The organism is Paraburkholderia lebeckiae (assembly GCF_050436225.1).
Classification (GTDB): domain Bacteria; phylum Pseudomonadota; class Gammaproteobacteria; order Burkholderiales; family Burkholderiaceae; genus Paraburkholderia; species Paraburkholderia tuberum.
Genome location: NZ_JBNDLU010000003.1, coordinates 622,830 through 648,419, shown reverse-complemented (window position 1 = coordinate 648,419; position 25,590 = coordinate 622,830). Strand labels below are relative to the sequence as shown.

General features: G+C 59.6%; 15 protein-coding genes and 5 pseudogenes. 6 read left to right on the top strand and 14 right to left on the bottom strand.

The annotated features are described in order from the left end of the window. Positions 1 to 74: 74 nt before the first annotated feature. From OKW45_RS37745 to OKW45_RS37735, 3 genes and pseudogenes are all read right to left on the bottom strand, one after another. On the bottom strand, positions 75 to 677 hold the full coding sequence (locus OKW45_RS37745; RefSeq protein ID WP_429473796.1) for an OmpA family protein: 603 nt from the start codon (positions 675 to 677) through the stop codon (positions 75 to 77). Between the two features lie 182 nt (positions 678 to 859). Beyond that, positions 860 to 1,399, bottom strand: a pseudogene (locus OKW45_RS37740) (YadA family autotransporter adhesin); the annotation flags it as partial. 3 nt (positions 1,400 to 1,402) lie between these two features. Further along, a pseudogene (locus tag OKW45_RS37735) lies at positions 1,403 to 4,948 on the bottom strand (ESPR-type extended signal peptide-containing protein); the annotation flags it as partial. A gap of 226 nt (positions 4,949 to 5,174) precedes the next feature. On the opposite strand from OKW45_RS37735, the gene OKW45_RS37730 reads away from it, so the two are divergent. Continuing rightward, positions 5,175 to 5,831 carry a hypothetical protein gene (locus tag OKW45_RS37730; protein ID WP_429473795.1) on the top strand — a complete coding sequence of 219 codons (657 nt, stop codon included), beginning with the start codon at positions 5,175 to 5,177 and terminating at the stop codon, positions 5,829 to 5,831. On the opposite strand, the pseudogene OKW45_RS37725 reads toward OKW45_RS37730, so the two are convergent. Next, positions 5,783 to 7,777 (bottom strand): annotated as a pseudogene (locus tag OKW45_RS37725) (YadA family autotransporter adhesin); the annotation flags it as partial. The gene OKW45_RS37730 and the pseudogene OKW45_RS37725 sit on opposite strands and share 49 nt — an antisense overlap. Before the next feature lie 115 nt (positions 7,778 to 7,892). Between OKW45_RS37725 and OKW45_RS37720 the strand changes: the two are divergent. Then, positions 7,893 to 8,270 (top strand): hypothetical protein, encoded by a 378-nt coding sequence (locus OKW45_RS37720; protein WP_429473794.1) that lies wholly within the window; start codon positions 7,893 to 7,895, stop codon positions 8,268 to 8,270. A gap of 8 nt (positions 8,271 to 8,278) precedes the next feature. On the opposite strand, the pseudogene OKW45_RS37715 reads toward OKW45_RS37720, so the two are convergent. Together OKW45_RS37715 and OKW45_RS37710 are read right to left on the bottom strand one after the other, a co-directional pair. Further along, positions 8,279 to 11,908: pseudogene (locus OKW45_RS37715) on the bottom strand (ESPR-type extended signal peptide-containing protein); the annotation flags it as partial. Positions 11,909 to 12,025: 117 nt separating this feature from the next. Continuing rightward, positions 12,026 to 12,769: an EAL domain-containing protein gene (locus OKW45_RS37710; RefSeq protein WP_429473793.1), complete on the bottom strand. Its 744-nt coding sequence runs from the start codon at positions 12,767 to 12,769 to the stop codon at positions 12,026 to 12,028. A 587-nt stretch (positions 12,770 to 13,356) separates the two neighbouring features. On the opposite strand from OKW45_RS37710, the gene OKW45_RS37705 reads away from it, so the two are divergent. Beyond that, positions 13,357 to 13,953, top strand: coding sequence for a recombinase family protein (locus OKW45_RS37705; RefSeq protein WP_184012708.1), 597 nt, complete (start codon positions 13,357 to 13,359; stop codon positions 13,951 to 13,953). 176 nt (positions 13,954 to 14,129) lie between these two features. Here the strand turns inward: OKW45_RS37705 and OKW45_RS37700 are convergent, their stop codons facing one another. Then, on the bottom strand, positions 14,130 to 14,726 hold the full coding sequence (locus OKW45_RS37700) for a recombinase family protein (protein ID WP_429473792.1): 597 nt from the start codon (positions 14,724 to 14,726) through the stop codon (positions 14,130 to 14,132). Positions 14,727 to 15,534: 808 nt separating this feature from the next. Here OKW45_RS37700 and OKW45_RS37695 point away from each other — a divergent pair. Then, positions 15,535 to 16,071, top strand: a complete 537-nt coding sequence (locus tag OKW45_RS37695; RefSeq protein WP_429473791.1) for a LysR substrate-binding domain-containing protein — start codon at positions 15,535 to 15,537, stop codon at positions 16,069 to 16,071. 494 nt (positions 16,072 to 16,565) lie between these two features. Next, a pseudogene (locus OKW45_RS37690) lies at positions 16,566 to 16,887 on the top strand (MFS transporter); the annotation flags it as partial. A 219-nt stretch (positions 16,888 to 17,106) separates the two neighbouring features. On the opposite strand, the gene OKW45_RS37685 reads toward OKW45_RS37690, so the two are convergent. The 6 genes from OKW45_RS37685 to OKW45_RS37660 form a co-directional block, all read right to left on the bottom strand. Next, positions 17,107 to 17,514, bottom strand: a complete 408-nt coding sequence (locus OKW45_RS37685) for an SDR family NAD(P)-dependent oxidoreductase (protein ID WP_429473790.1) — start codon at positions 17,512 to 17,514, stop codon at positions 17,107 to 17,109. Between the two features lie 218 nt (positions 17,515 to 17,732). Continuing rightward, on the bottom strand, positions 17,733 to 19,022 hold the full coding sequence (oxlT, locus tag OKW45_RS37680; RefSeq protein WP_429473789.1) for an oxalate/formate MFS antiporter: 1,290 nt from the start codon (positions 19,020 to 19,022) through the stop codon (positions 17,733 to 17,735). A gap of 110 nt (positions 19,023 to 19,132) precedes the next feature. Further along, positions 19,133 to 20,701: a gamma-glutamyltransferase family protein gene (locus OKW45_RS37675; RefSeq protein WP_429473788.1), complete on the bottom strand. Its 1,569-nt coding sequence runs from the start codon at positions 20,699 to 20,701 to the stop codon at positions 19,133 to 19,135. A gap of 168 nt (positions 20,702 to 20,869) precedes the next feature. Then, a complete protein-coding gene (locus OKW45_RS37670) occupies positions 20,870 to 21,616 on the bottom strand; it encodes a GntR family transcriptional regulator (RefSeq protein ID WP_429473787.1) in 747 nt (248 codons plus the stop codon). A 98-nt stretch (positions 21,617 to 21,714) separates the two neighbouring features. Next, positions 21,715 to 22,722, bottom strand: a complete 1,008-nt coding sequence (gene ltaE / locus OKW45_RS37665) for a low-specificity L-threonine aldolase (RefSeq protein ID WP_429473786.1) — start codon at positions 22,720 to 22,722, stop codon at positions 21,715 to 21,717. A gap of 87 nt (positions 22,723 to 22,809) precedes the next feature. Then, positions 22,810 to 24,393, bottom strand: coding sequence for a methyl-accepting chemotaxis protein (locus OKW45_RS37660; RefSeq protein ID WP_429474041.1), 1,584 nt, complete (start codon positions 24,391 to 24,393; stop codon positions 22,810 to 22,812). Between OKW45_RS37660 and OKW45_RS37655 the strand changes: the two genes are divergently transcribed. Next, on the top strand, positions 24,280 to 24,558 hold the full coding sequence (locus tag OKW45_RS37655; protein WP_429474055.1) for a hypothetical protein: 279 nt from the start codon (positions 24,280 to 24,282) through the stop codon (positions 24,556 to 24,558). The genes OKW45_RS37660 and OKW45_RS37655 overlap by 114 nt on opposite strands. 313 nt (positions 24,559 to 24,871) lie before the next feature. On the opposite strand, the gene OKW45_RS37650 is transcribed toward OKW45_RS37655, so the two are convergent. Continuing rightward, positions 24,872 to 25,564, bottom strand: coding sequence for a TetR/AcrR family transcriptional regulator (locus OKW45_RS37650; RefSeq protein ID WP_429473785.1), 693 nt, complete (start codon positions 25,562 to 25,564; stop codon positions 24,872 to 24,874). Positions 25,565 to 25,590 lie beyond the last annotated feature (26 nt).

The window sequence follows — 25,590 nt, the reverse complement described above, 5'->3', positions numbered from 1 at the left end:
ATGCGCGAGCGTCGTTGTTCATTCGAACGCTCGCGCGAACAGCGCATTTGCGGTAGTACCTGTGCAGCATTTTTCTATTCGAGCGTGATGTCCACCCGCCGATTTTTCGCACGGCCCGCGGCTGTCGCATTGCTCGCGACCGGACTGCTTTCGCCGTAGCCCTGCACGTTGAATTTCTCCGCCCTCAAGCCGTGATCGCGCAGATACTTCTCTACCGACTGCGCACGCCTTTCGGATAGGTTTTGGTTGTGTTCAACGGAGCCAGTCGAATCCGTGTAGCCGTTAATCGTGATCGCCCTGAAAACCGTCCCGTTCGCAGCTTCAATGAGCACGTCAAGTTTTTCGCGCGCCTCCGCTTTCAGCGTCGATTTATCCGTGTCGAAATTCGCGTCACTGTCGAGCGTGATGCGTTTCGGTGGCGCAACCGGTGCGACAACAGGGGCAGGAACAGGCGCAGGCTTCGCTACAACGGGTTGCGCAGGCTGCGGCGGCGTCGCGCATTGGAAAGTGAGACTGCGCACGTCACGCGGGTTTTGATCGTCGCCCAAAGGCGCAACCTGCTCGATAGGCTGCATCTGCTTTCTGCCGCAGATTTCTTTCGCCTGAGAAAAGCACGCATCCTGACCTTCGAAAAGACCATGACAATCGACGCGGTACGCCTGCTGACCGTTCGGCATGCTGACCCGATACGCATTCCAGGTCGGACCTTGCGACGAACACGCCGCGAGCAATGCGGCGGCGAAAGCAACAAATAGAATTTTTGCTGACATTTTTTCCTCGTTTTTTGATCGGCTTTTTTCTGCGCGGGACAGACCTTGTGAAATCCGTCCCGCGCACTTTTCAACGCATCAACCAGGCGTTACCACTGATACGACGCGCCTACGCCATACGAACTACCGGCGCTGCTGATGCCCACACCACCCCGAACTTTCAGGTTGCTCGTAATGCGTGCGGTAAAGCCGATTGCAGTTGCGCCATACCCCTGATAGCTCGCCCCGCCGATACCAACCGAAATCGTCTTGCCTTGATCGACATCCGGAATCATCGTGAGAGCCGTAGCCGCAGCAACGCCGCCGTATGCCTTGCGAGCAACGGAATTGATGCTGTTGTTCAGGCTGTTCTGCACGCCTTGCAGTTGGGACATGTTCACGCCATCGGTCGGATTGATACCCGGCGCAACGTTCGTCAGGCGACGTTCGTTACCTTCCGATCCAATCGATACCGTGTTCGCCTCGCTTGCGACCGAATTCACGCCAAGTGCAACGGAATTCGGCGCGCTTGCGACTGCACCGGAACCAAGCGCAGTTGCGTTATCTCCGGATGCAGTCGAACCCACACCCATAGCGCTCGAATTCACGCCGGTGGCATTTGCGTTGTGGCCGAGCGCCGTCGCGGCGTTTCCGGCAGCATTTGCCTTGTTGCCATAAGCCGAAGAATTCTCGCCCCCGGCAGTGGCGTTCACGCCAACAGCGATAGCATTTGTGCCTGTTGCGCCATCGTTGCTGTAGTTGCCGCCTTGCACGCCGTTGTCATTGATGCTGACGTAGTGCGAAGGCTTCAGCGTCGAAATAGCCGTGGACAGCGAAGACACATTGCTGTTCGTCGTGGACAGGCCCGTCGAAAGAGAATTGACGCCGCTCGTCACAGTCGAAAGTCCGCTCGAAGTCGAAGTACTCAACGACGACAAACCGGTACTCGTGGACGTGCTGAGCGACGACACGCCAGTCGAAAGCGAACTCGTTGCTGTAGACAGCGAACTCGTTGCAGTCGAAGTCGAAGTGCTGAGCGAATCCACGTTGCTCGTGACCGTCGAAAGTCCGGTGCTCAAGCTCGAAATACCTGTCGAAGTCGAAGTGGACAGCGACGAAATGCCGGTACTCAAGCTCGAAATGCCCGTGCTCGTGGAAGTCGAGAGCGAACCGATTGCCGTGCTCGTGGACGTGCTCAACGAATCCACATTGCTCGTTACAGTCGAAAGACCCGTCGAAAGCGACGACACACCGGTGCTCAAGCTGCTGATGCCGGTCGAAGTCGAAGTCGAGAGCGACGAAATCCCCGTCGAAGTCGAAATGCTCAACGAATCGATTCCGCTCGTCACGGTGCTGAGGCCCGTCGAAAGCGAACTCAGGCCGGTTGACAAAGAGCCGATGCCGGTTGACGTGGACGTACTGAGCGAATCGACGCTGCTTGTCACAGTCGAAAGACCCGTCGAAGTCGAAGTCGAAAGCGAATCAACGCTGCTCGTGACAGTAGACAGGCCCGTACTGAGGCTGCTAATCCCTGTCGATGTCGAAGTCGAGAGCGACGAAACGCCCGTGCTCAAACTCGAAATGCCAGTGCTCAGGCTCGATACAGCCGTCGAAGTCGAAGTGGACAAAGACGAAATGCCCGTGCTGAGACTGCTAATTCCGGTCGAAGTCGAAGTAGAAAGTGACGAAACGCCGGTGCTCAGACTAGATACAGCCGTCGAAGTCGATGTCGAAAGCGAATCGACATTGCTAACAACGGTAGACAGGCCCGTACTGAGGCTCGAAATTCCGGTGCTAGTCGAAGTGCTCAGCGACGAAACGCCCGTGCTCAGGCTGCTGATGCCTGTCGATGTCGAAGTCGAAAGGCTCGAAACGCCCGTGCTCAAACTGGACAAGCCCGTCGAAGTCGATGTGCTCAACGACGAAATGGCAGTCGAAGTTGAGGTCGAAAGCGAATCGACGTTACTCGTTACCGTCGAGAGGCCAGTCGAAAGCGACGACACCCCGGTGCTCAAGCTGCTGATGCCGCTTGATGTAGAAGTGCTCAGGGAATCGACGCTGCTCGTCACAGTTGAAAGACCCGTGCTCAGTGACGAAACGCCGGTGCTGAGCGAACTCAGACCCGTCGAAGTCGAAGTGCTGAGCGAAGACAGTCCCGTCGAAGTCGAGGTCGAGAGCGAACCGATTGCCGTGCTCGTGGACGTGCTGAGGGAATCGACGTTGCTGACGACCGTCGAAAGGCCCGTGCTCAACGAACTGAGGCCCGTACTCGTGGACGTGCTCAACGACGAAAGTCCCGTGCTCGTGGACGTCGAGAGCGACGACAAGCCTGTCGAAGTCGAAGTGCTCAACGAATTTACGTCACTGACGACAGTCGAAAGACCGGTGCTCAAACTGGACAAGCCTGTCGAAGTCGAGGTGGACAGCGACGATACGCCCGTGCTCAAGCTCGATACAGCCGTCGATGTGCTTGTCGAGAGCGAAATTATTCCCGTGCTCGTGGACGTGCTCAGCGAATCAATCGTCTGGTTCGTTTGATAAAGCTGCGAACCATTGATTGCATCCGTGCTGTTCGCGTTGATTTGACCCGCCGCGACGTTCGTGATTTGACGCTCCGAACCCGGCGCACCAACACTCACTACGCCGACAGGATTTGCACCGGCGAACTGATACGTTGCGCCGCCGATAACTGCGCTCGGAGTCGGATGCGAAACGTCGGTAATCGAGCCTGCGCCAAGTGCAACCGAATTATCGTTTGCAGCATTTGCGCCGTCGCCAATCGCAACGCTGCTTGCGCCCGCGGCTGTGGCGTTCGTACCTGCCGCAATTGCGTTCAGACCTGTCGCGCCATCGTTCGCGTAATTGCCTTGCTGCACGCCGTTATCGTTGACGCTGTAGTAATGCGTCTTTGCGGCTTCGATTGCAGTCGAAGTCGATGTGGACAAGGAACTGATGCCCGTCGATGCAGACGTGCTCAACGACGATACGCCGGTACTCAACGAACCGACACTGCTTGTCACAGTGCTGAGCCCCGTCGAAGTCGAACTGCTCAACGAAGAAATGTCGCTGATCGCAGTCGAAAGACCCGTCGATAACGAACTTACGCCTGTCGAAAGCGAACTTGCGACAGTCGAGGCCGAAGTCGAGAGCGACGAAATTCCCGTCGATGCCGACGTGCTCAACGATGACATACCGGTCGAAAGGGAACTCACGCCCGTGCTCAACGAACCGATATTGCTCGTCACAGTGCTGAGGCCCGTCGATGCGCTCGTGCTGAGCGAATCAACGCTGCTCGTGACCGTGGACAGACCGGTCGAAGCAGACGTGCTGAGCGACGACAGGCCGGTACTTGCCGAAGTGGAGAGCGAAGCCACATTGCTATCCGTTGTCGAAAGTCCCGTGCTCAAGCTCGAAACGCTTGTCGATGTCGAAGTGCTCAACGAAGAGACGTTGCTCATGACCGTCGAAAGACCCGTCGATGCCGATGTGCTCAGCGACGAGATGCCCGTGCTCAACGAACCGATGCCGCTCGTTACCGTGGACAAACCGGTACTCGTGGACGTGCTCAACGAATCAACTGCACTCGCGACGGTGGACACACTTGCGCTGACGCTCGAAATTCCGGTCGATGCCGAGGTCGAGAGCGACGAAATACCCGTGCTCAGCGAACCGATGCTGCTTGTAGCGCCCGAAATTCCGGTGCTCAAACTCGATACCGCCGCCGAAGTCGAAGTCGAAAGCGAACCGACATTGCTCGCCACCGTTGACAGACCTGTCGAAGTGGACGTGCTCAACGAAGAAATGCCCGTGCTGAGTGAGCCGATGCCGCTCGTTACCGTGGACAAACCGGTACTCGTGGAAGTCGAAAGCGACGAAATACCCGTGCTCAGCGAAGAAACCGCAGTGCTCGTGGAAGTGCTGACCGCATCGATTGCCGTGTTCGTCGCGTACAGTTGCGAACCATTAATTGCGTCCGTGCTGTTTTGCGTGACCTGGCCTGCCGCAACGTTGGTAATCTGACGTTCCGCATTCGGAGCGCCGACGCTAACGACACTCGAAGGATTTGCACCTGCATATTGATACGTTGCACCGCCGACCGTACCGCTTGCAGTCGGATGCGAAACGTCAGTGATGGAACCCGAACCCAAAGCTACATCGCCGGTATTTTTCGCAACAGCGCCCGAACCAACGGCCACAGAGTTTGCGCCCGTCGCATTCGCACTATTTCCGACTGCAACGCCTGCTGCACCAGCTGCGGTTGCGCCTACGCCTGCCGCGAGCGCATTTACACCCGTTGCGCCGTCATTTTCGTAATTCGCGCCCTGGACGCCGTCGTCGTTGACGCTGTAATAGTGCGTCTTGCTTGCCGAAATCGCTGTAGACAGCGAACTCGTTGCACTGGACAGGCCGGTCGAAAGCGAACCGATGCCACTCGTCACGGTAGACAGGCCCGTCGAAGTCGATGCCGACACGGAACCGATGCCGCTCGTGATCGTGGACAGGCTGGCCGAAGTTGCAGTGCTCAGTGACGACAGGCCGGTCGAAGCCGAAGTGCTCAAACTCGAAACGCCGGTACTGAGCGACGACACGCCAGTCGAAAGTGAGCTTACGCCTGTGCTCAACGAGGCCACATTGCTCGCGACCGTCGAAATACCAGTGCTTGTCGAAGCGCTCAACGAGGAAATACCGGTGCTTGCAGAAGTCGAGAGCGAGGACACGCCGGTCGAAAGAGACGACACGCCAGTGCTCAACGAAGAAACACCCGTGCTCAGCGACGACAGGCCCGTCGATGCAGACGTAGACAACGATGCGACATTGCTGTCGGTTGTCGAAAGCCCGGTCGAGAGCGAATTGATTCCGCTCGTGACTGTGGACAAGCCGGTCGATGCAGAAGTGCTCAACGACGAAATTCCCGTCGATGCGGAAGTGCTAAGCGACGACAAACCGGTCGAGAGCGAGGAAACGCCCGTGCTCAACGAAGAAATTCCCGTCGAGGTACTTGTCGAAAGTGCATCTACAGCGAGGTTCGTCGCGTCCAATTGCGAGCCGTTAATCGCGTCTGTGCTGCTCGCTTTCACCTGACCGGCTGCAACGTTCGTCACCTGACGTTCTGCGTCCTTCGTCCCCACGCTGACAACGCCTGTCGGATTCGTGCCCGCGTATTGGTACGTCGTGCCGCCGATTGTCCCGCTCGAAGTCGCAACGGCATTTTTCGTCAAAGCTCCGTTGCCGAGCGCAACAGAATTTGCAGTCGATGCGGTTGCGCCATTTCCGATAGCAATTGAATTTTGCGTCTTTGCCTGCGCGTTGCCGCCAAACGCTATTGCGCCATCGGTCGAAGCAACCGCGCCGCTGCCGACTGCAACCGAATTGTTTCCGGATGTCGATGCGTTATTTCCGAAGGCTGCATCGCCATCGCCGGATGCTGTCGCGCCATGGCCCAACGCGGTCGAGTCGTTGCCGCTTGAAACCGAATTCTGTCCGATTGCAACGCCGCCTGTTCCGTTTGCTTGTGCACTGTTTCCGACTGCAACTGCGCCATCACCAAGCGCGCTCGTGTTGTAGCCGATTGCTGCCGATGCATTTCCCTGCGCCGTGGCACCGACGCCCGCAGCGAGCGCATTTACGCCGCTCGCGCCATCGTTGTTGTAATTGCCTCCCTGAACGCCGTTGTCGTTGACCGAGTAGTAATGCGTTTTGCTTGCGGAAATCGCAGTAGACAGCGAGCTTGCTGCTGTCGAAGCCGAAGTGCTCAGCGACGAAACGCCCGTGCTGAGACTACCGACGCCCGTCGAAAGTGAGCCGATGCCGGTCGATGCGCTTGTGCTGATGGATGCGATATTGCTCACAGCGCCGGACAGGCCCGTCGAAAGCGAACTATTTGCCGTCGATGTCGAAGTGCTCAACGAACTGATGTTGCTGACGGCACCGGACAAGCCGGTAGACAGCGAGCTATTTGCCGTGGACGTGGACGTACTCAACGACGAAACGCCCGTGCTCAATGACGACACGCCAGTCGAAAGCGAACCGATGTTGCTGACCGCTCCGGACAAACCGGTCGAAAGCGAACTCGCGGTAGTCGATGTGGACGTGCTCAAAGAGCTAAGGCCAGTCGATGCGGACGTGCTCAATGACGATACGCCCGTCGAGAGCGAAGCCACATTGCTTGCGACCGTCGAAACCGAATTCGACAAGGAACTGATGCCGGTCGAAGTCGATGTGGACAAAGACGATACGCCTGTGCTTAGTGACGACACGCCAGTACTGAGGCTAGAAACGCCCGTGCTCAATGAAGAAATACCGGTGCTCAGCGACGACACGCCCGTCGAAAGTGACGAAACGCCCGTGCTCAACGAAGAAATTCCCGTCGAGGTACTTGTCGAAACCGAATCAAGCGCGAGGTTCGTCGCATTAAGCTGCGAACCATTTACGGCATCCGTGCTGTCCGTATTGAGTTGACCCGCTGCAACGTTCGTGATTTGACGTTCCGCATTTTTCGCGCCGACGCTGACTACGCTCGTCGGATTTTGGCCTGCAAAGTTATAGGAGCTTCCGCCAATCGTTGCGTTCGGAGTCGGATTTGCAGCCGTCGTAACAGAGCCGCTGCCGAGTGCAACGTCCCCTGCATTCGTCGCGACAGCAGCCGAGCCCAATGCAATCCCGCCATCCGCCGCAGCAGTCGAAGTGCTGCCGATGGCAAGTGAACCCGTACCCGTCGCACTGTTTGAATTACCGACTGCGACTGCGCCCGTTCCGTTCGCGTTATTGTTTGCGCCGACCGTCACTGCGCCAGTACCTGACGACGAACCCGGATCGCCGATTGCAACTGCGCCATCACCACTTGCGGTTTGCTGATTTCCGATTGCGACTGCACTACCGTTGAGCGCCTGGGATTTATAACCCATCGCTACGGACCCAGGACCGCCAGTCGCTGCGACCGTGTTGCTATCGCCGACTGCCACACTCGAATCCGCTAGCGCTTGCGAGTTGTAACCGACTGCCGTTGCACCTGCACCGCCTGCCGATGCAGCGACACCTGCGGCAATTGCATTTACGCCGGTTGCGCCCTTGTTGTCGTAATTTGCTCCCTGAACGCCGTTGTCATTCACGCTGTAGTAGTGCGTTTTATTGGCATCAACAACGGTGCTCAACGAAGCGACATTGCTATTCGTTGTTGACAGCCCCGTGGACAAACTGCCGATGCCGGTCGATGCGCTCGTGCTGAGGCTCGACATGCCCGTCGATGCGGAAGTGCTCAACGACGAAAGGCCGGTAGACAGCGAACTGCTCACCGTGGATGTCGAAGTGCTCAACGACGACACGCCGGTCGAGAGCGAACTTGCGGCAGTGGACAGCGACGACACGCCCGTGCTCAGGCTAGAAACTGCCGTTGAAGTCGAAGTGCTCAGGGAAGACAGGCCGGTGCTCAGTGAGCTAACGCCGGTCGAAAGTGACGATACGCCCGCGCTCAGACCAGAAATTCCGGTACTCGCGGACGTGCTGAGCGAATCAACAGCTTGATTCGTTGCGTTCAATTGCGAACCGTTCACAGCATCCGTGCTGTCTGCGGTAAGCCGCCCCGCTGCAACATTCGTGATCTGACGCTCCGCGTCCTTTGCGCCGACGCTCACGACGCTCGCTGGTTTTGCGCCTGCAAAGTTATATGATTGTCCGCCGATGGTTGCGCTTGAAGTCGGATTCGCTGCGGCAGTGACCGACCCCGAACCCAAGGCGACATCGCCGTCATTTGTCGCAATCGCTTTTGCGCCCACCGCGACCGAATTCGCGCCCGTACTATTTGCTGTGTCGCCCAACGCCACACCGCTCGCACCTGCCGCTGTAGCGTTCGTGCCGACAGCAATTGCGTTTACGCCGGTTGCGCCGTCGTTCGCGTAATTTCCTTGTTGCGTGCCGTTATCGTTGATGCTGACGTAGTGTGATTTGCTCGCGGAAACGATAGTGCTGAGCGACGACACATTGCTGTTTGTTGTGGACAAGCCGGTCGAAAGCGAACCGATGCCGCTCGTCACGGTAGATAAGCCCGTCGAAGTGGACGCGCTCAAAGAGCTAAGGCCGGTGCTTGCCGAAGTCGAAAGACTCGAAATTCCCGTGCTCGTGGAAGTGCTCAACGAGGAAAGGCCGGTGCTCAACGACGACACGCCTGTGGACAAGGAACTGACGCCCGTTGAAAGCGAACTGATGTTGCTCGTAGCCGTGGACAGGCCCGTAGACAAAGAACTCACGCCCGTTGAAAGCGACGACACGCCAGTGCTAAGGCTCGAAATTCCCGTAGATGTGCTTGTCGAAAGCGATTCAACAGCCTGGTTCGTCGCGTCAAGCTGCGAACCGTTGACGGCGTCCGTCGAATTTGCGTTCAGTTGGCCAGCGGCCACGTTCGTGATTTGTCGTTCAGCACCTTTATCGCCAACGCTGACGACGCTTTTCGGGGTTGCTCCTGCAAAGCTGTACGATTTTCCGCCGATAGTTGCGCTGGCAGTCGGATTCGCTGCCGCAGTTACTGAGCCCGAACCCAAAGCCACATCGCCTGCTTTCGTTGCCGTCGCCTTCTGACCAATCGCGACGGAATTTGCTGCTGCGCCGTTCGCTGCATCGCCGAGAGCCACCGCGCTTGCGCCCGCCGCCGTGGCACTTGTACCTATGGCAAGTGCATTTACGCCGCTTGCTCCGTCGTTCGCATAGTTGCCTTGCTGCGTGCCGTTATCGTTGATGCTCATGTAATGCGACGGTTTCAGAGTCGAAATCGCCGTGGACAATGAGGACACGTTGCTGTTTGTCGTGGAGAGACCCGTGGACAAACTAGCAACGCCGGTACTCAGCGAGGAAATTCCCGTCGATGTGCTTGTCGAAAGATCATTGACGGCGAGGTTTGTTGCGTTGAGTTGCGAGCCATTGATTGCATCCGTGCTCGTGTCACTGATCCGGCCTGCGGCCACATTCGTGATTTGACGTTCGGTGCCTTTAGCGCCTACGCTGACCACGCTCGTCGGCGCGGGTCCTGCAAATGCATACGACTTGCCGCCAATCGTGCCTGTTGGCGTGGGGTTCGCAGCGGCAGTAACCGAGCCGGTTCCCAATGCAACGCTGTTGGCGTTCGCAGCGGTTGCGCCCTGACCGAGTGCCATTGCACTAGCACCTGAAGCGACCGACGCCGCGCCAATTGCTACGGAATTTCCGCCGACAGCCGATGCGGTATTTCCGAGCGCAAGATCATTGATAATCGTTGTGTTGCTGTCGATGCCCGCAACTGAGTTGGTTCCTGCCGCGAAAGAATCGTTGCCGTTTGCTTTAGCGCCCGAGCCGACAGTCACCGAATGCGCGCCTGCCGAAACCGCTGCCGCGCCGATTGCGGTGGCGTTCGTGCCTGCTGCCGTGGAATTCGTGCCGATGACCACCGCATTGATTCCAGTTGCCGCCCCGCCATTAGAAATAGCGACGGAATTCGTGTTGCTGCTGATTGCGCCCTGACCGAGTGCCATCGCGCCCGCACCGCTTGCCGTAGACGAGGTGCCGACTGCAACCGAATTTCCCCCGACAGCCGAAGCACCATTTCCGAGTGCAACGTCATTGGCGATTGTCGTGTCGCCTGCTACGCCTGCGATTGCGTTTGTGCCACCCGAAAACGAATTCGCCCCGTTAGCTATTGCGCCGAAACCGGATGCCATCGACCCGGCACCTGAAGCCGTGGCCTTTTCGCCCAACGCTGTTGAATCATCGGCGACACTCTTTGCTGTTCTGCCAACGGCAGTGCTATTTAATCCGCTAGCCCCCGCATTAGCACCTACTGCCGTTGAGAAATCGCCATTTGCGAACGCTCCCGACCCTGCGACGGTCGAGGCTGCACCTCCTGCGATAGAGAACACCCCGAAAGCAGATGCATTCTGGCCTGATGCCGTAGAGAAATTACCCAACGACAGCGCTGCCATTGAACCGGACGCTGTAGAACTATTGCCGAAGGCCATAGCGCCCTGGCCCGATGCAGTTCCCAGGAATGCAAACGAATTGATGCCTGAAGCTGTCGAACCATAACCAACTGCAACGGCCCGGTTCCCTGCAGCCAAAGCCGTAGACCCAATCGCGACCGCATTTCCCCCGGTTGCTAACGCGGTTGAACCGAGCGCAGCACTCCCGATTCCGGAAGCTGTCGCGGCTGAACCGAGCGCCATACTTGCCGAAGCGTTAGCGGTCGCCGAGTGGCCGAGCGCAACTGTATCCGGTACGGTCGCCACCGCTGCTGCGCCCATCGCCATACTCGCGCTTCCCGAAGCTGTCGTTGCTGCTCCGAGGGCTATCGAATTACCGCCAGTTGCGCTAGCGTTCGTGCCGAGCACAATGTCATTCACGACTGTCGCGTCGCCTGCTGCGCCCGCGACCGAATTTGTGCCGCCCGCAAAAGAATTGTTCCCGTTCGCTGTTGCGTTCAAACCTACTGCGACTCCATTATTTCTAATCGCTGAGGAATTCATCCCCAAAGCCATACCTGCCGAACCGCTGGCGGTGGCGTTGTGCCCGAGCGCGATTGCACCCGTTTGCGACGCTTCCGTACTCGCACCTAATGCAAGCGAAAAATCGCCGTCCGACGACGACGCAACGCCAATTGCAGCACTGCCGTCGCCTCCTGCACTCGCCGTCGATCCGAGTGCCGCGCTGCTAACTCCGCTTGATCGCGAATTAGAACCGACCGCAACGGCGCCCACGTTATTCGCGCGCGACCCTGTGCCGACAGCGGCAGCACCTTGCGCCGCAGCGACTGCAAGATATCCGACCGCTGTCGAATTTACACCTGAAGTCGTGGTATTTGCACCGAGAGCAGTTGACCCGGAACCCGAGGCAGTTACACCGCAGCCGACAGCAACAGTCAGCAATGCTCCGGCTGTCGATGTCTGACTACATCCGGTGCCGGGATATAAAGCGGTTTGTGCTTCAGCCTCATCTGGCGTCATCAGCGAGCCGCCGAACATGACGGTCATTGCAACGGCCATGAGCGTAAGCGGCACGCCATTTACCTGATAAGGCGCGTGCGCTGCGTCACTCACAACTCCGCCTGCGCCCTTCCCTTTTCCGTGCGCCGTGTCTAGTTCAGAGACAGCGACGAAAGCCCCTAACGATTCATTCCAGATCGTCCGATAACTTATGTTCATTTTCAGCCCGCCTCTTTCAAAGGTTTTTCTTTAAACATCGTCAAACACACGCACATCTCCTGCGCAGGGGACATCCCTCGCCAAGGCGATTCGTAGCCCCATTTGTTAAATCGAAAACTACAATTGCAAGTTACTGGCAACCCATTTCAGGGCGTCAGGTGCCTTGACGAAATGACCCTGAGCCCATCTCGTCGTGCACTCGTGGACGTGCAGTAAATCCATCGGCTCATCAACGCCCTGGATCACTACATCGCCAGCCTGCTCTGCTGCGAGGCGTACCAATCGCGCGAGGCGTGCAACGTGTTTTTCGCCGTGGCGGGCAGCGGTGACGAAGGACGCATCGATTTTGATGATGTCAGGCGTACGGATGCCGATAGCGGTTTCGATTCCGAAGTTGTCTATCGCGATCCTGCAACCGGCCTGCTTGAGGCGATATGCGAAATGCTGTGCGTTGTCATGGGCGTCGAACCAGGCGGGCTCAGGAAATTCGATCACCAGCCGTTGCGCCACTTCGGGCGCTTCTGCGAGCAGATGAAAAATCGCATGCCACACGACATCTGCGACCGCGCTCTGAACGGAAATGTTGATGCCGAGCCTCAGAGTGGCGGAACCGCGCAAGGCCGCGATGGCTTGTTTGACGACGTACCGGTCGAACAGACGGATGAGCGACATGCGCTCAAGCGCCGACATGAAAAGAGCCGGATTCAATTCGTTGCCGCGGGCATCAGTCGCTGTCGCGGAACACTCGTGATAGAGCACGTTTTCGCTGCCTGTGACGTTGCACACCGGTTCACGGTGTAACTTCACACGCGAGTCGATCATCGCGCTAAACACTTCCCCCGCCAAACCCTTGTCGTCCATCTTCTTCTCCGGACAGGTCAATTCCGTACTTCTTTTTTTGAGCAGACAGCACGCGAACCACAGGTCTAAGTGTTAAAAATTCCGATCCTTTTTCGGGCGGACCCCGCACGCACAGATCGGCCCATCTATCGGTCACGGTCGTCGACTTCAATTTCCGAAACACTGTCAACCCTTCGCCTGGAGGCGGTCAAAAAGGAACCTTTGTGCCAAATTACTAAAAAAGTTCTTCTAGCTTCCCTACGGCCGCGTCAGGTAAGCCCTACAGGCACGTCAAGCGAGGATTACAAGCAGACAAAATGGGGTGGACAAAAGGGTTCCTTTTTGTCCAGTAGAATGCGTTCAGATCTTGCAATGTCTGACACTTCTGCGGCTCACGCGAACATAGACAAGTACAGAGCAACCGCAATGGCAAAGCTGTGCGCTCGCACCAAAAGCTTTGTGGATTTCTTATTGACTGATAGATGGATGAAGTACGCCTTTTTTCGCTGGGTTTGCCAGCTGTCGGCACTTTTCTCAGAGATGCAGGCGGCCTGCGTTACCGCAAATGGGTTACGAAAATCCGGGGCCGCTCAGCGGAGGAGCACACCATGAAAATCGGATACGCGCGCGTCTCAACAGAAGAACAAAACCTATCGCTACAGCAAGACGCATTGCTGCGTGCAGGATGCGAAGTGTTGTACACGGACCACGGCATATCCGGCGCGTCCTTTTCCAGGACAGGACTGAACAACGCGCTCGCAAAGATATCGGCCGGCGATACGCTTGTCGTATGGAGGTTGGACCGGCTTGGCCGATCAATCGGGAAACTAATTGAACTGGTGAACTACCTTGGCAACAACAGTATCGACTTTATCTCGCTGACCGAGTCAATCGACACAACATCAGCCGGCGGCATGCTGATGTTCCACATGATGGCCGCACTGTCCGAGTTCGAGCGGCGACTCATTAGCGAACGCACTCGTGCAGGAATGGTGGCGGCGCGTGTACGCGGCAAGAACTTCGGGCGTAAGCCGCTACTAAGCCCGGCACAGCGCCGCCAGGCGGTCGCACTATTGGAAACGACCTCGATAGCCGAGATCGCACGGAAATTCAATGTGCATCCACGCACACTGAAACGGGCGATCAGCTTGGACGCAAATGCGATACGGCAACGAACGAATCCGTCTGCGCAACGAGGTCAATGAACCTCCGTATTGAACAGACGCGGCTCAGGCGCGCAGTGTCGTTTTGAAAGATGCCGGTTGCTAGCGGCACTGCGTGGCATCCGGACGCACACGTGGGTCTTACCAAGACGGCCCCGTGGTGACTCACGGTTCCAACGAACCACCGACCGATCTATCGGCGGTCGCAGCGGCAATCGCTATTCCATATCGGCAGTAGTTAAAGCCCGTGCTCCCGGCTGATTCATATATCGCCTCAACGTGCGCCTGTCGATATTTAAGGTCTCCGCAACGACCTTGGCAGGATGTTCCTCTAGCAATTCGCGAGCTCGTTGCCGCTGTGCCTCGTTCAATGCGGCCGGCCTACCGATATTGCTGCCCCGCGCACGTGCCGCAGCAATACCCGCGCGAGTCCGTTCACTGATCAGTCCCCGCTCGAACTCCGCAAGCGCCGCTAGCATGTGAAATGTGAAGCGTCCGCTTGGCGAGCGCGTATCAATGTACTCGGTCAATGACACGACTCGCACTCCGCGCATATCCAAGTCCCCGATTATTGCCGCGAGATGCCTCATTGACCGCCCGAGGCGGTCCAGCCGCCACACAACAAGAGTGCTGCCAGGGACGGCCGCGGCCAACGCTTCGTTCAAGCCGGGGCGGTCGAACTTAGCACCCGAAATTCCCCGGTCTGAAAACGTCACATCGCAGCCGTAGGCGGCGAGCGCTTGTAACTGCAGGTCCAAGTGCTGTTCATCGGTTGATACTCGGGCGTAGCCGATTTTGTTGTCACTGATCTTCATACCGGTCGCAGGTTCTATTGTCGTGAAAAGATTGCGCCGTGCGCAAACTCTCGGGTGCCAATCCCGTCTTTAAGTCGGGTGTGGGTGCCTCGCCGCATCGTCCCAGGAGGCTTCGTCGCAATTGGCGATTTCGCGAGATACCAACGCCGACGTTACGCTGCTCATATGACGTACGATCACACTCCGATGCGTCGCGAATTCTTGGAGCGGCACGTCGTGCGCAGCGCCGACGTTTAATTAAACGCTTTCGACGTCGAATGTGAATTGTAAGGCGCCCAAATATGTTGACAACTTAATTCGCACGTTTTGCGCAGCCATTTGTACAAATAATGTTAATTCCTATGTTTTGCTCGCCTTTAGGCGCGAAGTTAACCCAGGGTCTCGGAGAATGGCCTTTGCTTCAAAATAGGGCCGACACATTCCCACCTCCTTGGTCGGAAGAACGGATAGGGCGCAGCCTGCCGGAATGCTTCAGGCAGTGATGTCTGCCACTGCCCGTCTCTCGCGAGTTCGTAATGGCAACGTGGCGTACGTACTACGCAACATCCCTCAAGAACCTTTGCGGGCGACCAATCAATTGACCGAAACCGACAAAACGGACATCAAACAGGCCGTCGCTATATTAACGAATGGACATGGGAAGTTCCGATCTCCATAGGAAGGCGCGAGAAACTTAAATCTATTCACGTACCCAGAATAATGAGTAGCTTAATGTCATTAAGTGGCATTCTGTGCCGTCACGCCAAATTCATATAGATAATAGTTAACTTTGTTATATGATGTCCTACTTCATTTGCGACCGCTGCGATTGCTCGATGGAATCCAGAACACGCGAGCAGTGGCGGAAAATCGGCTTGCCGACCAGACCGATTTCGCGCAGCGCGACCAGCCGCACATTCCGGCAATGCGGCGGCTGCTTGTTGGAAGCCCGGACATCAACGTCGAGATCACAGTCGATTACGGGCTGGCAGACGTCGTGGCCGACCGCTTCGATGCCGGAGTACGCCTCGGCCGGGAGATCGCCAGGGACATGATCGCGGTGCGGATTGGCCCCGACATTCCGATGGCGATCGTCGGTTCGCCGGAATACTTTCGCGACAGCCCAATGCCGACGTCACCGGCTCAACTGATCGACCACCGGGCCATCAATCTACGCCTGCCAACGTCGGGCACGGTAAACGCATGGCGACTGAAACGCGGAGGTCGCGAAGCACGTGTCCGGGTTGATGGTCAGCTTGTGCTGAATACCATCGATCTCATCCTTGATGCGGCGCTCGACGGCCACGGCCTTGCCTATCTGCCGCTCGACCAGGTCAGCACTGTCTCGACGCCGAGCGGCTCGTGAGGGTCCTGGGAAGGTTCACGCCCGACCTGTCGGGATACCATCTCTACTATCCCCACCGGCGCCATGCATCGCCTGCTTTCAGGCTTCTCGTGGACGCCTTGAGATATCGGGGATAAAGGGCAATGCCGCGCTTCGACCCGCAAGATCCCGCTTACACGCCCTCACCGCGCCGTTCTTCCGCTCCCGGGACGCTGTGTAGTCACTGAGCCTCGAGACCAGCGACCAGCGGACCGGTATGTGTACGGCGTCGCGGAGGAAGGTGAATCCTTGCAACACCTTCTGCACCACGCCGTACCCGGCTTGCGAACCGAAGGTGTTGTGGCCATGTGAGCCCGCAAAACCGGTTGTCACGCGAGACGTCTCGCGGTCGACGCACGTAGACCATCGGACAAAGAATCCGATAATCAATTGGAGGAGTCGTGGGAATATCCCGCAGCCCGGTCGGCGGCGCCGACCGTCCACCGTCGTCCGGCTTGTCCCGGTCGCAATGGAAGATGATTCTCATCGCAAGCCTTGGAGGCTCGCTGCAGTTTTTACGATTTCATCGTCTATGGCTTTTTTGCCCATAACATTGCGGCCCAGTTTTTCCCGAACTCGTCGTCACTGGTGAGCATGCTGGCTACTTTCTCCGTGCTCGCAATCGGGTACGTGATCCGACCGCTCGGTGGAATTGTGCTCAGTAGCTGGGGCGACCGGTATCGCCAGCGTCCGGTGTTTCTCGGCTCAATCATTGTGGTCACGACCGCGACGATCTGTCTTGGTCTGCTGCCCAACTTTCAGAGCTGGGGCATGACCGCATCGATCCTGTTGATCCTGGCGTCCACCGGAGCAGGAATGAGCCGGAGGTCAAGAAACCAGGCGGAATCAGCGCGTTTTCGTTGAATGTCTCTTCACACTTGCGCAGCGGACTGCGCATTTCACCCGCCTATTGGTGGACGTAGATCGTCGGCGAGTATGGCGACATTCGAATGTCGCGCGGTTGCCCCGACTGCGACACTCCGCTCATGACACCGTCAGACCCACCCCCTGCGCCGTTCATCGCCACCGCCTTTGCTTCAGCGGACTTGAGCCCGACGGCTTTGTCCTGGACCGTTTGAGGACTTCGAGCCCGTCGAGTTCGGGCAGCATCACGTCAAGCAGAATCAGATCGTAGTCTTCAATGCGGCGTTGCTCCGCGAGTTCTTTCTGCGCGAACGAGCGGACGGACGCGAGGGAAGCGAGGTCGAGAATCGCCAGTTCCGCGCTTGCTCCGGGAACTTCGGCTTTCAGGCGGGCGAGAGCTTTTTCTGCGCGTCGTTTATCGCGGCATGCCAGGATGACCCGTGCCCCTTTGCGCGTCAGCGTCAGCGCGGCCTGATAGCCGATACCGCTATTCGCTCCCGTGATGAGCACTCGTTTGCCGGTCTGCGGCGCAATGTCGTCGGTGGTCCACCGTGTGTGCATGTTGGTCCGGGGCGAAGCGTCACCGGAAGTCCGACGAGTGACCCCGCTTCAATGTACACGACCGGCGGCGGCTGAACGACGCCTGTCAAACGAGGTGTAACCGTGACGGCATGGGAAACGAGTATTTGGCGTGGAAAGCGGCCAATCGCGCGGCGCGCCCATGAAAGAGGCGCGCCACCTGGCAATTAGCCGTACAACGAACGAGCGGCCAGTTGCCGTCAAACGCCGCGTGGTGCGGCAAGAAAACGGCGGCGCATCGGCTTGAGCACTGCAATCGCGAGCAATGCGGTAACGATGTCGAGCGTGATCGCCGCGCCGAACACCGGCAGCCAGCTACCCGCGTGCTGGTGCATCAACGCCGCCAGCGGGCCGCCCAGGATCGAGCCGATGCCCTGCGAAATGTAGAGCCAGCCATAGTTTTCCGTGGCATGCCGCGTGCCGAACGTGTCGGTCAGCGTCGCCGGGAACAGCGAGAAGATTTCGCCCCAGCCGAAGAACACCACGCCCGAGAGCAACACGAACAGCACCGCGTTATCGCGCGTGAACAGCCACAGCGCCATCGCGACGCCTTCCAGGGCGAACGCGAAGAACATCGTGTTTTCGCGGCCGACTCTGTCGGACACCCAGCCGAACAGCGGCCGCGTGAGCCCGTTCGTGAAGCGGTCGATCGTCAACGCAAGCGGAAGCGCCGCCATCCCGAACACGAGCACTTTGGTCACGCCGAAATCGGCGGCGAAGGTGGCCATTTGCGACGTGACCATTAGACCGGAGGTCGACATCATCGTCATCATGGCGAACATCAGCCAGAAGATCGGCGTCCTGAGCGTCTGTGACGGGCGCAGATTAGCCACCGGCGAACCGGCGTCATCCACATTTGCGCCGGCGGCGTCATGCGCGGGCGGCACACGCAAGCCCTGCGATGCCAGCAGCCCCACCACCGCGAACGCGATGCCGAACATCCACAGCGTCGCGTCGACACCGCGCGCCTGCAACGACGCCGCGATCGGAAACGTCGTGACGATCGCGCCCATGCCATAGCCGGCGGCGACGGCGCCCGCCGCGAAGCCGCGCTGCGCGGGGAACCAGCGCACCATCAGCCCGACAACGCCGACATACACGATGCCCGTGCCAAGGCCACCGATCACGCCATAGGTCAGATAGAGCATCGGCGCACTCTGCGCCTGCGATGCGAACACCCAGCTCAGGCCGGACATCGCCGTGCCGACCGAAATCAGCGTGCGCGGACCGAAGCGGTCGATCAGCTTGCCTTGAAACGGCGAAAAGAACGTCTGCAAAATGATCAGCAGCGAGAACGTCACCTGCAGTTCAGGCAATGCGATGCCCAGTTTCGCGGCGAGCGGTTTGGTCATCAACGTCCAGACGTATTGCGGACTCGAGATCGCCATCATGCAGACGAGACCCAGCCCGAGTTGAATCCAGCGGTTATGCGTGGCGAGCGTCGAGACATTCTCGATACGCGGCGACATCGGTTGCAAGCGTGTACTCATGGTGTTCTCCGATTCCTGAGCGCATGCCAGCCGGCATGCGCGAAACGTGCGCCGTCCTCCGGGCCTGAACGGCCGGAACTGCAAGTCGTTTGGGTAAAAGCGCGCGGTGTCTACCAGCCCGCAGCGACCCCGTCACTGCGCGGATCGTAGCCCGCTTCGATTAATCCATCAGGATGCCGGACGATTGCGCCGGCATGCCCCATCGCTTCGTCGTAAGGCGCCATCATCTCGACCTCGTGCCCGAGCGCGCTGAGCGCTGCCGCCGTGTGCGCGGCGAAGCGTGGTTCGAGCTTGAGCGTGTCGGTCGATTGGCCCCATGTGCGGCCGAGCAGCCAGCGAGGCGCGTCGATCGCCGCCTGCGGATTCCAGCCGAAATTCGCGATGCGTGAAAACACGGCGCTTTGCGATTGGGGTTGTCCGTCTCCGCCCATGTTGCCGTACACCATCGTGCGGCCGTCGGCAAAGCGCGCCAGCGCCGGATTGAGGGTATGAAATGGCCTGCGCCGCGGCATCAGCGGATTGAGCGCGTGTTCGTCGAGCGAGAAACTGCAGCCGCGGTTCTGCCAGTTGATGCCGGAGCCCGGCAGGACGATGCCGCTGCCGAACTCGTGATAAATGCTCTGGATGAAGCTGACCGCCACGCCCTCGCTATCCGTCACGCCTAGCCATACGGTGTCGCCCGGTCCGCGCCCGGCCGGCCAGGGCGCGGCTCGCGTCGGCGAGACGCGCGCGGCCATCGCGTCGAGTGCGGCCGGTTCGAGCAGCGTGGCGGGATCGACCGTCATGTGATCGGGATCGGTGACGTGCGCGTCGCGAATCGCGAAAGCCAGCTTGGTTGCCTCGACGCACGCGTGGACGAACTCAGGCCCGAGCGGATCCATGTCTTTCGTCAGCACGCGGTCGAGAATGCCGAGAATCAGCAGCGACACGAGACCCTGTGTCGGCGGCGGCATGTTGTAGATCGTGCCGAGCGAGTGCTGCAGTGCGAGCGGCTTGCGCCAGCGCGCCTCGTGCCGTTCGAGATCGGCAAGCGCAAGCAGCGAGCCGGCGGACTGAAGATCGCTCGCGATGCTGCGCGCGAGATCGCCGCGATAGAAGTCGTCGAGACCTGCTTCGGCGAGGCGCTCCAAGGTTGCGGCGAGACGCGGTGCGACGAAGCGCTCGCCCGCTGCCGGCGCGCGCCCGTCAGGGAGAAAGGTGTCCGCGAAACCGGCGATCGAGCTCAGTTCGGCGCGCCGGCTGGCGACACATTGAGCCTGGCTGCGCGTGACGGGCACGCCGGACTTCGCGTAGTGAATGGCGTCTTCGAGAAGACGCTTGACGGGCAGCTTGCCGCCGAGCGCGTCCCTCGACCAGCGGTGTGCGAGCTGCCACCCGGACACGGTGCCCGCGACCGTATTCGCGGCCAGCGGGCCGCGCGTCGGAATCGTCGTATATCCGCGGGAGCGGTACGCGTCGATCGTCGCAGCTAGCGCGGCCGCGCCGCAGGCCTCGATGCCCACCGGCTCCGCGCCGGGGCGCGAGATTAGCCAGAAGCCGTCGCCGCCAATGCTGTTCATGTGCGGATAGACGACTGCGATAGTCGCGGCAGCGGCAATCATGGCTTCGACGGCGTTGCCGCCGTCCCGCATGATGGCCAACGCGCTCTGCGCCGCGAGCGCGTTCGGCGCGACGGCCATACCGCGCGCGCCGCGTGTTGGATTCAGAAAACTAGATGACATAGCTGACGGGGCTTTTGCTTGTATACATACCCGTCACTTATGCGAGAAGCATGCCAGCGTGCGAGTCGACGGGTCATGCGCGCCAGAGCAGGGTTTCGCGCGACCCGGTGCTCAGGGCGAATGTCGCTACTTGGTGCCGCGCAACCTGGGTGGTGCATAGGGGACCGCATTCGGCCCCATTGCAGTGCGTGCGCGTTGCAGGCGCTCCTCGGTCAAGGTGCGCACTTCAGCGCGGCTACCCTCGATATGGCGTGCGATCAACGCAACGCTACGATCCGTTTCGCGACGACGGATCGCATCGAGGATCGCCAAATGTTCGTCGTAGGTTTCGTCGATGCAGTCGCCATACACGAGATCGAGCCGCCGCACGACCCGGATGCGATCGGTCACGCGCTGCATCGCATTGGTCAGCTCGGCGTTATCGGCAGCCTGCACGAGAGCGTGATGAAATGCTTCGTCGAGCGCGACCATCTCGCGGCCGTCACGCCGACGATGAGCAGTTGGGATCTTCCAGATTTGTTCGAGCTGACCGAGCATCCGTGCGACGCCTTCGGAGAGCTCCCCTTCGGCACTCGCAAGCTTCGAGACAGCAAAGGTTTCAATCAGCTTGCGCATTTCATACAGGTCTTCGAAGCGCTTGAAATCGACCGGCACGACTTCCCAGCCGCCGCGCACATAACCGCGCATCAGGCCGTCGCCTTGCAGGCGCTGCAAGGCTTCGCGCGCGGGCGTGCGGGACACGCCGAAGCGCTCGGCGATGCTGCCTTCCGTCACGCGGTCGCCGGGCAGCAGGCGCATATCGAAGATATCTTCGCGTACGCTGACATAGACATGGTCAGCCCGCGAGGGGGAAATGCCGGTGACGTCGTTCACGCTTGGAACCTGAGTTGGCGAGTATCGGGGCTGAGATTATTGTCCAACCCGAACGCGCCATGTCAACACGCAATGAAAAAACCGGCATCGCGCAAACATCAGCCGCGAGCGAAATACGCCTTTACAGCGGACAGAAACGTATCGATGTCCGCGCGCGAGACGTCCTTATGTGTCGCAAAACGCGACGCATACAGCATCTGCGTGAGAATGCCCCGTTCCCGAAGCCACGCTTCGAGCGGAGCGCAATGTTCTTGCGGAAACTGCGCGAACACCATGTTGGTCGCGTGTGACTGTACCGTCACCTGATCGATCCGCGCGAGACCGTCGGCAAGATGTTGGGCGTTGGCGTGATCGTCCGCGAGCCGCTCGACGTTGTGATCCAGCGCGTACAGACACGCCGCCGCCAGCACGCCCGACTGCCGCATGCCGCCGCCCAGCACTTTGCGCCAGCGATGCGCTGCGCCGATCAGCGCCTGGCTGCCGAGCAGCACCGAGCCGACCGGCGCGCCCAGTCCTTTGGAGAAGCAGATCGACACCGAATCGAAGGGCGCGCACAGCGCCGCCAGCGATTGGCCCGAAGCCACCGCGGCGTTGAACACGCGTGCCCCGTCGAGATGCGTCGCAAGCCCGCTCTGACGAACCAATTCGACCGCACGGGCCACGTAGTCCGCGGGCAGTACTTTGCCTCCAATCGTGTTCTCGAGCGCGAACAGACGCGTACGCGCGAAATGATCATCGATCGGCTTGATGGCGGCCGCAACCTTATCGAGCGGCAAGGTGCCGTCAGCGGCGTTTTCCAGCGGCTGCGGCTGAATGCTGCCGAGCACCGCCGCGCCGCCGCCTTCGTATTTATAGGTGTGCGCCAGTTGGCCGACGATGTATTCGTCGCCACGCGCGCAATGCGCCATCAAGGCCGCAAGATTGCATTGCGTTCCAGTCGGAAAGAACAGGCCGGCTTCCTTGCCGGCGCGTTCGGCAAGCACGGCCTGCAGACGCAGCACAGTCGGATCGTCGCCCCACACATCGTCGCCCAACTCGGCGGTTGACATCGCGGCGAGCATCGGCTGGTCCGGACGGGTCACGGTATCGCTGCGCAAATCGATCATGTGCTGCTCCTCAGGGTTGCGGGCGCATCGCGCCTGCAGCGCGGACGACCAGGATTGAATTGAAAATCGTGCTATGCCGCCCTGCGCTCACGAGTAGCTGCTGGTGAGCGAAAGCGCCGGGTTGCGCGCAGTTGCATCGCGCTGCTGTGGGCCCGCCGATTTCAGCTCCGAACCGCGCTCGTCATCGACGGAAAAGAGATTGACCGCGCTAAGCAGAGTCTGCGCTTGCCTGTTCAAAGCGTCCGCGGCAGCACCCGATTGCTGGACCAGCGCAACATTCTGTTGCGTGCCATGCTCCAGGCTCGCGATCATCTCCCGGACTTCGCCGATATGAAGCCTCTGTTGCTGACATGCGTCGTGGATTTCGCTCATGATGCCCGTGACGCGCGCCGACGAATCAACGACCGCGGAGATCGTCGAGCCCGCGGCATCAACCTGGGCGGCGCCGTCTTTCACGCGAGCGTCGCTCGTCACGATCAGTTGCCGGACCTCCTTCGCCGCTTCTGCGCTACGTTGCGCGAGCAGCCTGACCTCGCCGGCCACCACGGCAAAACCGCGTCCCTGGCTACCGGCACGCGCGGCCTCGACCGCCGCATTCAGCGCGAGGATGTTGGTCTGGAACGCGATCCCGTCGATGACTGAGATGATCTCCGCGATGCGCGCCGACGACGCCCTTATCCCATGCATCGTCTCCACCACCCGGCCGACCGCCATGCCGCCTTGCCCAGCCGTTTCCGAGGCGTGCCTGGCAAGCTCGTCAGCGTGTCCCGCGTTCGCCGTGTTGGTGGCCACGCTAGCATCGAACTCCTTGAGCGCGCCGGTGGCCTGCTCGAGCGCGCTGGCCTGGAGTTCGGTGCGCGCGCCAAGATCGGCATTGCCGGCGGCAATCGCGTGACTCATGCCGGCGACTGCATCGGCGCCATCGCGCACCTGTCCCACGATGTCCGCTAGCGCTTCTCGCATCCGCACGACAGTCGCCATCACGCTAGCCGTATCGCCGGTGCGTAACCCGGCGCGCTGGGAAAGATCGCCGCGCCGGATCGCATCGGCGAACGCGATCAGCTCACGCGGCTCCGCGCCGAGCGAGCGGCCGATGTTGCGCACGACAAGCACCGCAACGCCAACACCGATCACGCACGCAAGTCCGGTTAGCGCAAGCATCATCCAGCGGAAATCGACGCTTATCTGGCGTGCCTCGGCACCGCCCTGCCGGTTCAGCGCTTCCTGAAAGTCGATCAACTGGTTGATTGCCGCGAGCCACTCGACCAGCGCGGGGCGCGCTTGCTGAAGCAGCACGGTGCGCGCTCCTTCGGTGTCGCCGGAGGTTTGCCGTGCAATCACCTCGTCGATAAACGGCGTGGCCTTGTTGCCCGCCTCGATCACGCGCGAATAGATAGCGCGCTCGGCTGCGGTGATGTCGGTGCGCTGCGCGTAGACGGCGGCAAGCGGCTTTGCCGCCTCGTCATAATCCGCCGCGAGTTGCTGGATATGCGCGACGACGGCCGGCAGCTCATCATGCGATACGAGAGTGACATCGCGCACGGCTATTGACCGGTCATGGACGCTACCGCGAAAGTTGATGGCGTACCGTTCTTTGACGCCGTTCACGTCGATGATCTGATCGAGTCGTTGCCGCACGGACTCGACGCGTGTGATGGCGATGACCGTCAGCGCAACGAGGGCGAAGAGGACGATGCCGAAGCCGGCAACCAACTGGGTGCGGACACGCAAACCCGCCGTAGTCCTCATGGATTCACCTTTTTCGTGAGAGATGCATTATTTGTTGCGCGTGTCTCGGCTGTTTCAAAGACGGCGGCCGCGGACAGCGTGCAATGACTCGCGGCCTGACATATCGCCCGAAACGCCACCAGGATGCGCGATGGCATTGTGCCGAGGCGCAGGCCGTTCGGGAAATTGGTTTGAATCATGGCGACGATTGCGAACAGTTATGACGCAGCCGCCATGCGCAAGGCAAACACAGCTCGAACGGGAGACGGCGCGGACACAATGAGCAGCCCCCAGGGCGCCTGCGCGGCAATGCAGCCCAATTTCGCAGGATTGTATCGTCGCTTGACGATTTGCGCTGAAGACGACACAGACGGTCGCAGCGATAACACCAGCGAACCGCCCTGCGCCGACTCGCAATGCGTTATAGCGCAGGCAGCAGGCTCGGCAGGCTCGTCAGGAAGGCGCGCACGTGCATGGCAATCACCGCTTCGGCGGGCGTGCTGTTTTCGTTCGAATAGATGCGGCGGCGAATCGCCAGATGCGACACCGCGCCATGCAACAGCCAACCCACTTCGCCCAGTTGAGCCGGGTCGACAGGCATGCGTAGACCCAGTTCATGCGCGGTCTCGGTGACGATGATTTCGAGCGCATGGCTGACGATCGCGTTCGTATAGGCCGGCGCCGTGTGCAGGCCCTCGAGCGACGAGTAAAGGAAAAGCCTCAGCCAGCGGCGCGTCAAAAGCGTGTCATAGTACTCGCGATAAAAGCGGTTGAGTCGGCTTTCAATCGGCACACTTCGGTCTTGCAACTGAACAAACCAGATTGCGTCGAAGATTCCGACGACTTCCCGCTTGTAGACTTCGTCAATCAAAGCGGCCTTGCTCGGGAACAGGCTATATAACAAGCGTTGCGATACGCCGCAGGCTTCCGCGATGGCGCGGGTCTGCGCGCCCAGACCATGCTCCGCGAAATACTCCGCGGCCTTCTCCAGCACGCGCGCCTGACGCTCTGCGCGCGGCAAACGCTGCGGCGCTTTTTTCATCGGCCGCTTGACCGCGACGCGCTCGGCGCCGGTTCCACGGGTCGGCTTCTCGATGGTCCCTTTGTTCTTCATAACTCCCTGCGCTGTCGGATTATCAC

Coding starts and splice junctions, on each gene's coding strand:
- OKW45_RS37685 (WP_429473790.1), bottom strand. CDS start 17,514: ATGCACACACGGTGGACCACCGACGACATTGCGCCGCAGACCGGCAAA.
- OKW45_RS37655 (WP_429474055.1), top strand. CDS start 24,280: ATGGACGCTACCGCGAAAGTTGATGGCGTACCGTTCTTTGACGCCGTT.
- OKW45_RS37705 (WP_184012708.1), top strand. CDS start 13,357: ATGAAAATCGGATACGCGCGCGTCTCAACAGAAGAACAAAACCTATCG.
- OKW45_RS37700 (WP_429473792.1), bottom strand. CDS start 14,726: ATGAAGATCAGTGACAACAAAATCGGCTACGCCCGAGTATCAACCGAT.
- ltaE (WP_429473786.1), bottom strand. CDS start 22,722: ATGATCGATTTGCGCAGCGATACCGTGACCCGTCCGGACCAGCCGATG.
- OKW45_RS37650 (WP_429473785.1), bottom strand. CDS start 25,564: ATGAAGAACAAAGGGACCATCGAGAAGCCGACCCGTGGAACCGGCGCC.
- OKW45_RS37745 (WP_429473796.1), bottom strand. CDS start 677: ATGCCGAACGGTCAGCAGGCGTACCGCGTCGATTGTCATGGTCTTTTC.
- OKW45_RS37675 (WP_429473788.1), bottom strand. CDS start 20,701: ATGGCCGTCGCGCCGAACGCGCTCGCGGCGCAGAGCGCGTTGGCCATC.
- oxlT (WP_429473789.1), bottom strand. CDS start 19,022: ATGAGTACACGCTTGCAACCGATGTCGCCGCGTATCGAGAATGTCTCG.
- OKW45_RS37730 (WP_429473795.1), top strand. CDS start 5,175: ATGCCACTCGTCACGGTAGACAGGCCCGTCGAAGTCGATGCCGACACG.
- OKW45_RS37710 (WP_429473793.1), bottom strand. CDS start 12,769: ATGGACGACAAGGGTTTGGCGGGGGAAGTGTTTAGCGCGATGATCGAC.